Origin of the sequence: Escherichia sp. E10V5, from assembly GCF_004212315.1 — a bacterium.
Taxonomy (GTDB): domain Bacteria; phylum Pseudomonadota; class Gammaproteobacteria; order Enterobacterales; family Enterobacteriaceae; genus Escherichia.
Window position 1 is genome coordinate 223,286 of the sequence record NZ_RHJM01000006.1, and the last position, 12,858, is coordinate 236,143.

Consider the following 12,858-nt stretch of genomic DNA (forward strand, 5'->3'; position numbering starts at 1 on the left):
CTGTAGCAAACAGGGTTATTTGTTGAACAAATGGCCCATTTTCTCGGCTTTAGTATCGAGATAGTGTTCATTATTTGGGTTACGGCCAACAATCAACGGCACGCGCTCAACAATGTTGATACCCGCTTCGGTCAGAATTTCGACTTTTTTCGGGTTGTTGGTTAACAGACGGACTTCATTAACGCCCAGTAACTTGAACATGTCGGCGCAGAGGGTGAAATCACGTTCATCAGCGGCGAAACCTAACTGATGATTGGCCTCTACAGTATCGTAACCTTGATCCTGTAACGCATAAGCACGGATTTTATTCAACAAACCGATGTTACGTCCTTCCTGACGGTGGTACAGCAAAATACCACGGCCTTCTTCGGCAATATGCGTCAATGCCGCTTCAAGCTGGAAGCCGCAATCGCAGCGCAAGCTGAACAGGGCATCACCGGTCAGACACTCAGAATGGACGCGTGCCAGGACAGGAGTATGTCCTGAAATGTCGCCATAAACTAACGCGACATGATCGTGTCCGGTTGCCAGTTCTTCAAATCCCACCATCAGGAAATCGCCCCATGGGGTTGGCAGTTTGGCTTCTGCCACACGTTTAAGCTGCATGAAATTCTCCAGATAATGCTGGTTCTGTATTGGCTTATTTTGCCATAACGCGAAGGGGTTCTCCTAATCACGACGCGCCAATCGTTCACTGAATGGCACAAATCTGTCAATTTTTACTGGAGCAGGCATTTTCAGTTATGATTGTGGGAATTATAAAAAGGAGAGGCCATGCGTTCGATTGCCAGACGTACCGCAGTGGGAGCTGCACTATTACTTGTAATGCCGGTAGCTGTATGGATTTCTGGCTGGCGTTGGCAACCAGGAGATCAAAGTTGGCTGTTAAAAGCGGCCTTTTGGATCACTGAAACCGTTACTCAGCCCTGGGGCGTCATTACACATCTGATTTTATTCGCTTGGTTTCTCTGGTGTCTGCGTTTTCGCCTCAAAGCCGCAATTATGCTGTTTACCATTCTGGCTGCGGCGATCCTCATTGGACAAGGCGTGAAATCCTGGATAAAAGATAAAGTTCAGGAGCCGCGCCCCTTTGTGATATGGCTGGAAAAAACACATCATATTCCGGTTGAGGAGTTCTACACTTTAAAACGTGCGGAACGCGGAAGTTTAGTGAAAGAACAGTTGGCTGCAGAAAATAATATACCGGGCTATTTACGCTCTCACTGGCAGAAAGAGACGGGTTTTGCCTTTCCTTCCGGTCACACGATGTTTGCTGCCAGTTGGGCGCTGCTGGCCGTTGGGTTACTGTGGCCGCGTCGGCGAACGTTCACCATTGCACTCTTGCTGGTTTGGGCCACGGGAGTTATGGGAAGCCGTCTGCTACTCGGGATGCATTGGCCGCGTGATTTGGTGGTGGCTACATTGATTTCGTGGGCGCTGGTGGCGGTGGCAACCTGGCTTGCACAACGAATTTGTGGGCCATTAACACCACCTCCGGAAGAAAATCGTGAGATAGCGCAACGAGAAGAAGAAAGTTAACGCTGGTTGATTTTCTGATTTTCGCCCTTAAATCACCAACAATGCACGTAGTTGCCATTTCGCAGTCGGCGTGAAAATGGTACTTTAAAGGGCTATTGCGGTAAGTTGACCATAATTTATGCGCTCTAACCACATAACGGGAAGTAATGTGAAATATTTACTCATTTTCTTATTGGTGTTGGCGATTTTCGTGATTTCGGTCACGTTAGGTGCGCAGAACGATCAACAGGTGACGTTTAACTATCTGTTAGCGCAAGGGGAGTATCGTATCTCTACTTTGCTGGCGGTATTGTTTGCTGCGGGTTTTGCTATCGGTTGGTTAATTTGCGGACTGTTCTGGCTGCGAGTACGTGTTTCTCTGGCGCGTGCTGAACGTAAAATAAAGCGACTGGAAAATCAGCTTTCATCCTCGACTGATGTGGCGGTAGCGCCGCATGCGTCAGTGGCGAAGGAATAACCTTCTATGCTGGAGTTGTTGTTTCTGCTTTTGCCTGTAGCCGCTGCCTATGGCTGGTATATGGGCCGCAGAAGTGCGCAACAAAACAAGCAAGATGAAGCCAATCGCCTGTCACGTGATTACGTGGCGGGGGTTAACTTTCTGCTTAGCAATCAACAAGATAAGGCGGTGGACCTGTTCCTCGATATGCTCAAAGAGGACACCGGCACCGTTGAAGCCCACCTTACGCTCGGAAACTTGTTCCGATCCCGTGGCGAAGTCGATCGCGCAATTCGCATCCACCAAACCTTAATGGAAAGCGCCTCGCTGACCTATGAACAGCGCCTGTTGGCAATTCAGCAACTGGGTCGTGATTACATGGCTGCCGGATTGTACGATCGTGCGGAAGATATGTTTAATCAATTGACTGATGAAACTGACTTCCGTGTTGGCGCTTTGCAACAACTCCTGCAAATCTACCAGGCCACCAGTGAATGGCAAAAGGCGATCGATGTCGCCGAACGTTTGGTTAAACTGGGTAAAGATAAACAGCGGGTCGAAATAGCTCATTTCTATTGTGAATTAGCTCTTCAATACATTGCCAGCGAAGATCTCGATCGTGCCATGACGTTGCTGAAAAAAGGGGCGGCGGCCGACAAAAACAGCGCGCGCGTATCCATCATGATGGGGCGTGTGTTTATGGCCAAAGGCGAGTATGGCAAAGCGGTCGAAAGCCTGCAACGCGTTATTTCTCAGGACAGAGAACTGGTCAGCGAAACGCTGGAAATGCTGCAAACCTGCTATCAGCAGTTGGGTAAAACTGACGAATGGGCAGAGTTTCTCCAGCGAGCGGTGGAAGAAAATACGGGTGCTGATGCTGAACTGATGCTTGCTGACATCATTGAATCGCGTGACGGGAGCGATGCAGCTCAGGTTTACATTACGCGGCAGTTGCAACGTCATCCAACCATGCGCGTGTTCCACAAATTGATGGATTACCACCTCAATGAAGCGGAAGAAGGGCGTGCAAAAGAGAGCCTGATGGTGCTGCGCGATATGGTTGGTGAGAAGGTACGCAGTAAGCCGCGTTATCGCTGCCAGAAGTGTGGTTTTACCGCTTATACCCTTTACTGGCATTGTCCGTCCTGTCGGGCCTGGTCGACCATTAAACCAATTCGTGGTCTGGACGGCCTGTAGTTTTTAAAAAAAAACAATTTTAGTTACAACATACTAATAGTTGTTATCAACAAATGTGCTTCGGTAACTCCTGTATGGAAAAGCCTGACAGGAGAGAAATCGCAACTGTTAATTTTTTATTTCCACGGGTAGAATGCACGCCGTTTACCTTTTTCGCGCCACTTCCGGTGCCCATCATCAAGAAGGTCTGGTCATGACGTTAACTGCTTCATCTTCTTCCCGCGCTGTTACGCGTTCTCCCGTCGTTGTTGCCCTTGATTATAATAATCGTGATGCTGCGCTGGCATTTGTCGACAAAATCGACCCACGCGATTGTCGTCTGAAAGTTGGCAAAGAGATGTTTACTCTGTTTGGGCCACAGTTTGTCCGTGAACTGCAAGAGCGTGGTTTTGATATCTTCCTTGACCTGAAATTTCACGACATTCCCAACACAGCAGCGCACGCCGTGGCCGCAGCGGCTGACTTAGGTGTGTGGATGGTGAATGTTCATGCATCTGGTGGGGCGCGTATGATGACCGCTGCTCGTGAGGCGCTGGTTCCGTTTGGCAAAGACGCGCCGTTGTTAATAGCGGTAACTGTGCTGACTAGCATGGAATCAAGCGATCTGGCGGATCTCGGCGTGACACTGTCACCAGCGGATTATGCAGAGCGTCTGGCGGCGCTGACACAAAAATGTGGTCTTGATGGCGTGGTGTGTTCTGCCCAGGAAGCCGTTCGTTTTAAACAAGCGTTTGGTCAGGACTTCAAACTGGTTACGCCGGGTATTCGTCCTCAGGGGAGTGATGCTGGAGACCAGCGCCGCATTATGACGCCAGAACAGGCGCTGGCAGCTGGGGTTGATTATATGGTGATTGGTCGCCCGGTGACGCAATCTGCGGATCCAGCGCAAACGCTGAAAGCGATCAACGCCTCGTTACAGCGGAGTGCATAATGAGTGATTCCAACAGCCGTCTGGTCTATTCAACGGAGACTGGACGTATCGATGAACCGAAAGAGGCCCCTTTACGCTCTAAAGGTGATGGCGTTGTGCGTATTCAACGTCAAACCAGCGGTCGCAAAGGTAAGGGTGTTTGCCTGATTACTGGTGTTGATCTCGATGAAGCTGAACTGATAAAGCTAGCGGCAGAACTGAAGAAAAAATGCGGCTGCGGAGGGTCAGTAAAAGAAGGAATTATCGAAATTCAGGGTGATAAGCGTGATTTATTAAAATCAATGCTTGAAGCGAAAGGCATGAAGGTAAAACTCGCAGGCGGTTAACAAAAAAAGCCACGAAAATATTCCGTGGCTTTCGTTTATTTTACTGTGTGTATTATTCAGTTATTTCGTACTGAACAGAGTTAAGCGTATTATAATTGCGAGTCGCTAATCGACATTTATTTACGATTATTTACCGACCTGGTGACCGATAATACCACCGACTGCCGCACCGCCTAACGTACCCAGCGTGCTGCCATCAGTCAGTACTGCGCCACCTAAAGCACCTGCACCCGCACCGATTGCGGTATTACGATCTCGTTTAGACCAGTTAGAACAGGCACTCAGAGACATAGCCAGCGTAATCGCCAGAACAGCCGCGGTCATTTTTTTGCTCGTTACAAACATAATACTCTCTCCTGAATTTATGATTCACGGAAGTAAGCTCTCTTTAACTATAATAGTTAAGACGCTTTCTGAAAAAGTTATTTTCCGTGAAATCCTCTCGCGCAGGGTTATATCACGCAGGTGACAGTCACTTCCTGTTATATCGCTAATGTTAAGTTTACAACTTTGAAGTTTTAAGGACAGGTAAATAGTCTTAATTAACAGCCAGGAATCATCTTAGAGCGGATGATTTGCGAAAGTGCAAATCATCCGTAGAGGAGGGGAAATTAATTGTCGACGACGTGAACTGTCAGTCTATTATGCTCAAGATGCAACAGGTGGCTGGCAGGTATCTTCGAGTCGGTAATGACCCGTTTGATTTTCTCAACAGGGCCGATGGAGTAAGAATGTACGGCACCAAATTTTGAGCTGTCCGTCAGAACTATTGCTTCGCACTCTTTTTCCAGCACTGCATTGACTACGTCGGTACGCATCATGTCGCGTCCAGTAAATCCAGTTTCAGGTTGCCAGCCATCAATACCAATAAATGCCTTACTGAAATGAACCTGCTGGATACACTGACGTGTCAGAGGGCCAACCATGCTTTCGCTTTTCTTCTGGTACACGCCACCAAGTAAAATAACTTCACAGGGGGCGTCTTTCAACAAATGCGCAATGTAGCTGCTAACCGTAATGATGGTAACATCTTTCTTCTGTTCGCCTAACGTGCGAGCCAAAAGGGCATTGCTGCTGCCATTTTCAATAAAGATAGTTTCACCTGACTGAACCAGAGAAGCCGCAAACTCGGCAAGTTTACGCTTCAGCGTATAATTACTCATCATCCGGGTTTCAACATCATCGCTATCAAGCGAAACTGCAAAACCATGCGCGCGGCGCAGATAACTCAGTTTTTCGAGGGTGTTGAGATCCTGGCGAATAGTAACTTCAGAAACACCAGTGGCTTTTGCCAGTTCGGTTACGCTAACCTGACCCTGGTCAATGACCATCTGTAGAATTGTTTGTTGTCGGGAATTCATCGCTGTAATTCTTATAACGTTATAATATTCAATAAAAAAGCTGACGCGCCTGGCATCCTTTTCTGCTAAATGGAAAGCCTGAAAGCACGACTGTTAAATCTCCCACGGTGCCTTCGGGATGTCTGGCGTAGATGCAGCAACCTGGCGCAAGAGTTCTGCTTTTAGTATCTCGAGATTATGGATCGCAGAGTGGTGATCGCCCGCCACAAGGATATCTAACACAATATCAATACGTTCGGCAACGCGCTGGGCATCAAATTCAGACATGAGGGTATCCTTATGGCAAATAAAGGCAAAAATGAATAATGCAAAAATTGCCACTAAAAGAGAAGCGTATAGTGGCAAAGGCCAATTTTCATTCAAGAAAATGATGTGTGATAAGATTATATATCGCTAATTATATACATTCGTCTCTTTATAAGCGTTTCAGGTAACGTTTAAACCAACGTTCAAAGGCCACGGCAGGCATTGGTTTGGCAAACAAAAATCCTTGCCTCTCATTGATGCCGTTTTTGGTTAAAAAGGCATCTTCTTTTGTGCTTTCCACGCCTTCGGCGATGACTTGCAGATTCAATGCCTGGGCGACGGCGACAATCGCGCGCACTAATGACTGCGAGACAGGTTGTTTGTGAATATTACGGACAAAAGCTTGGTCAAGTTTAATCGCATCGATGGGAAAACGGGCCAGTTGCGAAAGCGAAGAGTAACCGGTGCCAAAATCATCCAAATGCACTTGCGCGCCTAACTGACTAAATTGCTGAATGACGGAGAGGGCGAGTTCATCATTTTCTATCAGACAGCTTTCAGTTAACTCGATATCAATAGGGCAGTATTCAAAATTCAGTTCTTGAAGAACCTGCTTCAGATCGGTAAAAAGAGTTTGATCGGCAAACTGGCGAGCAGAGATGTTCACCGCTACCCGCAGATTAATGCCTTTATCACGCCATTTCGCCACCTGACGCACCACATCGAGAATCACCCAACGTCCTAATGGAACAATTAGCCCAGACTCTTCTGCATAGGAAATAAAGTCTAACGGGGGAATGAGTCCGCGTTCAGGCGACTGCCAGCGCACCAACGCTTCCAGGCTTCGAACTTCACCGCGCCAGGTGATTTTCGGTTGATAATGAATAACTAACTGATCGTTTTCCAGCGCTTTACGCAGGTTGGTATCAAGCCAAAGATATTCGAAAACACGTTGGTTCATTTCTGGCGAAAAAACACAGAACTGTCCGCGCCCACCTTCTTTTGCGGTGTACATTGCGGTGTCGGCATGGCGAATAATGGCTGCGCTGTCCATACCATGTTGTGGCGAAAGTGAAATACCGACGGAACAGCCAGTATAAACTTCAATTAAACCAATACGGAAGGGTTGGCGAAGCCGGGTTAAAATACGTGATGCCATCGCTTCCAGTGCGCTTTGTGATGTATTGGGTGCCAGCACCAGAAACTCATCCCCGCCAGGACGCGCCAGCACCTGATCCTGTTCAAGGCAGCTTAAAAGGGCCAGTGACACCTCACGTAATAACTGGTCGCCAAATAAATGCCCGTAAGCGTCGTTTACCTTTTTAAAATTGTCTAAATCAAGATATACAACACCAACCTTACAGTCGTTAGCTTGATCAATGGCATGATCGATTAACGCCTGCATGGCATTACGATTCGGTAGTCCAGTGATGCTGTCGGTATTTGCCAGTATGCGAAGTCGTTCCTGGGCGCGACGCTCTTCGGTAATATCGGTGCCGGAACAGATTAAATAGATCTCATTTTTGCCGCTACCGCTGTGCACAAATTTGTTGCGAAACAGAAATAGCCGTTGACCGTTGCGCGTTGGTATCCAGAGCTCAATTTCATAAGCATTACCACTGCGAAAAAAGCCGCGGTTATTGCGGCTGGATGCCGCAGCTTCACGACGACTCATAAACAGCTTAAATACGCTCTGCCCAATGACATCGTGCTCTTTGAAACCTGTGTATTCTTCACATAATCGGTTAAACCGTTGGATATTTCCCCGGCTGTCAAGAATGACTATCGCGGAATGAGCTTCAGACACTACCTGTTCAGCAAAAGAAAGCCCATGCGATAAATCGCGGGCTACTGCAAGTGTGTCATGCCATGCAGACGCGTTGCCGCCCCATTCGCGCTTATTGATTTTTCGTCCAACCAGATGCACAGAAAGATCGCTCTCATTGACGGTCAGACTCATCATCAAGCTGGAAGTGATGACCGTCATTTCCCTGATGCGAGCAGCCTGTTCGGCAGATAACTGCAAAGTACGTTCAGGTTCTGTGGTTTCGGTGGTGGAAAAGCGCAAAACATCGCTGCTTTCCGATAAACGCCAGTATGGATTGTGCGATCCGAGAAAGTTGTACAACGTTGTGGACTCCCTAACTGTTTTCATGAAGCGTGTCTTCCGGTTAACAGCGGAGTTCGCGATTAAAAGAAAGGTCCAACATGAATTACATAAAATTAGCGACGGCTAAACGTATTGTTTTATTTATATATTTATTTGTAATCCAGTTTTGGAAAAACGCCAGTTTACAAACGAAAGTCTGTGAAAAAAATCTGGGGGGATAAAAACGAATGCGGAGACGAGTAAAGTAAACGGCCCATCCGTAATGAATGGGCCGCAAAAGAATATTACGCTACCGGACGAGCAATAATGCTGCGAGTTTCCATACGAACTTCGGCAATAGTGACGTCGATAACATCGGTTACCTTGTAAACCGTTTCACCTTTAATTTGCACGGTGCCATTTTCCTGACTGCAAACCAGTTCGTCGCGTACGGCGTGTAAGAATGGCGCAGGAATAAAAGCGATAGCGCCATTATCAACCAGACGCACACGCATGCCGCCACGGCTGATATCGACAATTTCCGCCGCAAAACGGGTGTCGGTCCCGGCTTTGTCTTTCAGGAAACGGGCGTATAACCAATCACCGACATCACGTTCCGCCATCCGGTTGAGACGACGACGCTCGGCCATTTGAACGGTGATCTCATCCTGCGGACGCGTCGCCGTTTCGCCTTTGATGACCGCTTTCAGCAGACGATGGTTGATCATGTCGCCATACTTACGGATTGGTGAGGTCCAGGTGGCATACGCTTCCAGACCGAGGCCAAAGTGAGGGCCTGGCTCAGTGCTGATTTCGGCAAAGGACTGGAAACGACGAATACGGCTGTCGAGGAAACCGGTCGGTTGCGCATCCAGTTCACGACGCAGCTTGCAGAAACCATCCAGCGTGAGCACTTCTTCAGCATCGACATGCAGACCGTGCGTTTTTAGCAATGCTGCCAGCGCTTCAGCATTTGCCGGATCAAAGCCCATATGCACGTTATAGATACCAAAACCGAGCTTATCGCGCAGTACGCGGGCAGCACAAATGTTAGCAGCAATCATCGCTTCTTCGACGATACGGTTGGCAATACGACGAGGCTCGGCGACGATATCCAGCACTTCACCTTTTTCACCGAGAATAAAACGGTAATCCGGGCGATCTTTAAACACCAGTGCATGGTTATGGCGCCACTCGCCGCGACGCTGGCAAATTTGCGCCAGAAGGCGAATTTGTTCGGCAATGGCCTCATTTTCTGGCTGCCAGTCGCCGGTGTTTTCCAGCCAGTCGGAAACCTGGTCATAAACCAGTTTCGCTTTGGACTCGATAGTCGCGGCAAAGAACTCGATATTGTCTTCAATGGTGCCATCTGCGGAGAGCGTCATCCGACAAGCCAGTACCGGGCGAATTTCATTGGCGCGCAGTGAGCAGAGATCGTCGGAAAGCTCACGCGGCAGCATTGGGATGTTGAAACCTGGCAGATAGTTGGTGAATGCACGAACTTTTGCCGCTTTGTCCAGTTTGCTACCTTCTGCAATCCACGCGGTTGGATCGGCAATCGCCACGATCAGTTGCAGTTTGTCATCCGGGAGCGCCTTCGCGAAGAGGGCGTCATCCATATCTTCCGTGCTGGCGCTATCGATGGTGACAAAATCCAGTGCAGTCAGATCTTCGCGCACCAGACCTTCGTCGAGCATTTCAGTAGCAACGCCGTTCGGCGCTTCTTTTTCCAGGTTATGACGCGCCAGAGTTACCCACCACGGCACGAAGTGATCGTCGCCAAAAGTGATGTACTGCGTGAGTTCTGCATAGAAAGAACGATCGCCTTTCAATGGATGACGGCGCATTTCGGCAACTGCCCAGTCGCCTTCTTTAAATTCATGTGTCAGGCCACGGGCTGCGCGGCAAGGAATGGCATCTTTCAATAATGGATGATCAGGGACAATGGCCAGACGGTCATTCTTGCCCTGAACTTTACCCACGAAGCGGGTTAGAAAAGGTTCAACCAGTTCTTCTGGTTCGGCAGATTCACGATCTTTTTCGCTGTGGATGACTGCGATAATTCTGTCGCCATGCATCACTTTTTTCATTTGCGGCGGCGGAATGAAATAACTTTTCTGTGCATCGACTTCCAGGAAGCCAAAGCCTTTTTCAGTGGCTTTTACCACCCCTTCAGCGCGGGGCGTCTGGGAATGCAGTTGCTGTTTAAGCTGCGCTAGCAGCGGGTTGTCCTGAAACATAATTGTCTATTTTGGTGGCCATTAGAGCGGCTGACAGTTTTACGCGATTCTGTCTGACGCAGCAAGGTTAATATGTTTCACCCAACGCGATTTTTAAGCGATTGATCCAGCCACAAAGCCCGCTCCATACCAACAAATTAATAACCTGTGTTGATGATATTTCGTGTTCGAGTAATGGGCTGAACTGGGCGGCGCTAAAGCGATCGGGTGCTCGGGTCAGCCATTGTATCGCCTGAACGGTAGCGCGCTCAACATAATGGCTATCAGCCCACCGATTAATTTCATTTTCGCCCTGACGTAGAATGAGGATTGCCTCTTTATATTCTGTTGTTGAATATGTTTGGCTAGCGAAGCAAGCGGCGCTGCCATTAATCCGCGCGGTTAACAACGTCGCAAGTTGATGGTTGGTTTTGGCGCTAACCAATGTGCTGGCGAATAGCTCCTCAAGGCGTGAAAGTAGAGCTGGGTGAAGATTGAGTATTTCGGTCAGTTGGCTGAGTTCAACCGACGAACTATTCACCGCATCTTCACATGATTTTTCTACGGCGTAGCAGGTACGCCAGCGAGTTGATTCATTCGCAAACAGTGATGCATCGGCGTAGTTTTGCATCTCCAGACCGGGTAGCCAACGAACTGGTTGCTCAAGATAAGCCTGCAATGAGGCGATCACTCGCGCCTGAAAACCGACAAAGCCAATAATTTGGGTAATGAACACACAGTCCCAGGCGGTAAGGCCGACATCTTTAAGATGCTCACGGGATCGACCGTCGATAATAGATGGAGAGAAGGCCAGTTGGCGGGCATATTGTGTGATTTGCGCCAGCCGATGATTACTTTCCCTGGAGGAATCCGGTCCGGGAAGTGGTGTCAGGCGCGCGGAATAGTAGTTGCACAACCGCTGGACGCCGCAGACCTGAGCAACAGTCAGAGCTGTAGACAGGCGTTCATAAGCGGTGAATGTCTGCAAGCGGGTCACGGCCAGCTGAGCCGGGAACAATGCTCCAGCGAGTGCACGTGCGGGTGCCAGCCATGACTGAAAAGGGGCCAGCGTTTGTTCCTCAAGAATCACGTCGAGCAAAAAAGGGTCGTTGACCTTTGCGGCTTCGGGTACAAGTGGCAGAACGTTATGCTCTGAAGTGCTGGATTGGATTTCATGATACCAATGGCTTTTGCCTGAACTGTGGCGTTGTTCCATGGGCGCTCCTTGGTCATAACGGAAATCGTTATCCTGACGCAAGGCGGGAAGGGGAGAAAGACGGATCGGCGATAACAAATATCAGAAAGGTATAACAGAGAAAACGGGCGGCAGAACGCCGCCCATCTTGACCAACAGAACGATTATTTCAGTTCCAGTTCGTTCATTGCAGCGATGCTGAAACCGCCGTCAACGTGGACCACTTCACCGGAGATACCGGCAGAGAGATCGGAGCACAGGAACGCTGCGGAGTTACCCACATCTTCGATGGTAACGGTACGACGAATCGGCGTAACGGCTTCGCAGTGCGCCAGCATTTTACGGAAGTCTTTGATGCCGGAAGCGGCCAGCGTACGGATCGGACCTGCGGAAATGGCGTTAACACGCACACCTTCCGGCCCCATTGCGTTGGCCATATAGCGCACGTTAGCTTCCAGAGACGCTTTTGCCAGACCCATAACGTTGTAGTTAGGGATAGCGCGCTCAGCGCCCAGGTAGGAAAGGGTCAGCAGAGCAGAGCCCGGATTCAGCATGGAGCGGCAAGCTTTTGCCATTGCAACGAAGCTGTAGGAGCTAATGTCGTGGGCAATTTTGAAGCCTTCACGAGTTACGGCGTTAACATAGTCGCCATCCAGCTGATCGCCAGGTGCAAAACCAATAGAGTGTACGAAACCGTCAAATTTCGGCCAAACTTTACCCAGTTCAGCGAACATGGTGTCGATGCTGGCATCTTCGGCAACATCGCACTGCAGAACGATGTCAGAACCTAATTGAGCGGCAAATTCTTCTACGCGGCCTTTCAGTTTGTCGTTCTGGTAGGTGAATGCCAGTTCAGCTCCTTCGCGGTGCATCGCCTGAGCGATACCGTAGGCGATGGACAGTTTGCTGGCAACACCGGTTACCAGAATGCGCTTACCGGAAAGAAAACCCATAGCTTTAATCCTTATTGTTGATGCTTGTTGTGCCTGAAAATCAGGCGATTCGTCGTTTTAGTAAACAGTACGAACAGATAAACGGTTATTATAATCAACCTGGCTGTGGGTGGCTATAGTTGCGCTTTCTGTACCGGAGAGAATCAGCAGTCCAGAGCATTTTGCGACGCCTGCGAGGGGCCGATTGTGGAAATATCTTATAGCGTCTGGCTTTAAAACTATTCGTATTACTTCCGGTAAGTTTGATGATAAAACAGACGCGGATTTATCAGGTCCGGCGTTTGTTGTGTCATCGACGATTAATAATCTGGCGACAACAAGTCGCGGTCTTATCTCTGACAAATAGTTGTAGTGGATCGGTAATTC

15 protein-coding genes are annotated in these 12,858 nt (G+C 48.9%); 6 read left to right on the top strand and 9 right to left on the bottom strand.

Features of this window, described 5'->3' with window-relative positions; genetic code table 11:
• Positions 1-15: 15 nt before the first annotated feature.
• Positions 16-606, bottom strand: a complete 591-nt coding sequence (gene ribA, locus D9738_RS05775) for a GTP cyclohydrolase II (RefSeq protein ID WP_130208847.1) — start codon at positions 604-606, stop codon at positions 16-18.
• Positions 607-774: 168 nt separating this feature from the next.
• Here ribA and pgpB point away from each other — a divergent pair, with 168 nt between their 5' ends.
• The 5 genes from pgpB (at position 775) to yciH (ending at position 4,429) form a co-directional block, all read left to right on the top strand.
• Positions 775-1,539, top strand: coding sequence for a phosphatidylglycerophosphatase B (pgpB, locus tag D9738_RS05780; protein ID WP_130259732.1), 765 nt, complete (start codon positions 775-777; stop codon positions 1,537-1,539).
• Between the two features lie 148 nt (positions 1,540-1,687).
• Entirely contained in the window at positions 1,688-1,996 is a 309-nt protein-coding gene (gene lapA, locus D9738_RS05785) for a lipopolysaccharide assembly protein LapA (protein ID WP_130259733.1), read from the top strand.
• Positions 1,997-2,002: 6 nt separating this feature from the next.
• Positions 2,003-3,172: a lipopolysaccharide assembly protein LapB gene (gene lapB, locus D9738_RS05790; protein ID WP_130208841.1), complete on the top strand. Its 1,170-nt coding sequence runs from the start codon at positions 2,003-2,005 to the stop codon at positions 3,170-3,172.
• Between the two features lie 193 nt (positions 3,173-3,365).
• Entirely contained in the window at positions 3,366-4,103 is a 738-nt protein-coding gene (gene pyrF / locus D9738_RS05795; protein ID WP_130208839.1) for an orotidine-5'-phosphate decarboxylase, read from the top strand.
• Positions 4,103-4,429: a stress response translation initiation inhibitor YciH gene (gene yciH / locus D9738_RS05800; protein WP_130259734.1), complete on the top strand. Its 327-nt coding sequence runs from the start codon at positions 4,103-4,105 to the stop codon at positions 4,427-4,429. The genes pyrF and yciH overlap by 1 nt, the downstream gene beginning before the upstream one ends.
• Positions 4,430-4,555: 126 nt before the next feature.
• Here the strand turns inward: yciH and osmB are convergent, their stop codons facing one another.
• The 4 genes from osmB to pdeR form a co-directional block, all read right to left on the bottom strand.
• Entirely contained in the window at positions 4,556-4,774 is a 219-nt protein-coding gene (osmB, locus tag D9738_RS05805) for an osmotically-inducible lipoprotein OsmB (RefSeq protein WP_000498252.1), read from the bottom strand.
• A gap of 266 nt (positions 4,775-5,040) precedes the next feature.
• The gene (locus tag D9738_RS05810) at positions 5,041-5,790 is read right to left on the bottom strand and encodes a DNA-binding transcriptional regulator YciT (RefSeq protein WP_130259735.1); all 750 of its coding nucleotides are present in this window, start codon (positions 5,788-5,790) and stop codon (positions 5,041-5,043) included.
• Positions 5,791-5,883: 93 nt separating this feature from the next.
• Entirely contained in the window at positions 5,884-6,057 is a 174-nt protein-coding gene (gene yciZ / locus D9738_RS05815; RefSeq protein WP_130208833.1) for a protein YciZ, read from the bottom strand.
• 148 nt (positions 6,058-6,205) lie between these two features.
• Positions 6,206-8,191: a cyclic di-GMP phosphodiesterase gene (gene pdeR, locus D9738_RS05820; RefSeq protein WP_130259736.1), complete on the bottom strand. Its 1,986-nt coding sequence runs from the start codon at positions 8,189-8,191 to the stop codon at positions 6,206-6,208.
• 53 nt (positions 8,192-8,244) lie between these two features.
• Here pdeR and D9738_RS05825 point away from each other — a divergent pair, with 53 nt between their 5' ends.
• Positions 8,245-8,367, top strand: a complete 123-nt coding sequence (locus D9738_RS05825) for a hypothetical protein (protein ID WP_130208829.1) — start codon at positions 8,245-8,247, stop codon at positions 8,365-8,367.
• A 63-nt stretch (positions 8,368-8,430) separates the two neighbouring features.
• Here D9738_RS05825 and D9738_RS05830 read toward each other — a convergent pair whose 3' ends face one another.
• The 4 genes from D9738_RS05830 to D9738_RS24895 form a co-directional block, all read right to left on the bottom strand.
• Positions 8,431-10,365 (bottom strand): exoribonuclease II, encoded by a 1,935-nt coding sequence (locus D9738_RS05830; protein ID WP_130259737.1) that lies wholly within the window; start codon positions 10,363-10,365, stop codon positions 8,431-8,433.
• 67 nt (positions 10,366-10,432) lie between these two features.
• The gene (locus tag D9738_RS05835; RefSeq protein ID WP_130259738.1) at positions 10,433-11,560 is read right to left on the bottom strand and encodes a CMD domain-containing protein; all 1,128 of its coding nucleotides are present in this window, start codon (positions 11,558-11,560) and stop codon (positions 10,433-10,435) included.
• A gap of 143 nt (positions 11,561-11,703) precedes the next feature.
• Entirely contained in the window at positions 11,704-12,492 is a 789-nt protein-coding gene (gene fabI / locus D9738_RS05840; protein WP_000506490.1) for an enoyl-ACP reductase FabI, read from the bottom strand.
• A 57-nt stretch (positions 12,493-12,549) separates the two neighbouring features.
• A partial coding sequence (locus D9738_RS24895; RefSeq protein ID WP_205712954.1) for a hypothetical protein occupies positions 12,550-12,858 on the bottom strand: 309 nt, incomplete at its 5' end.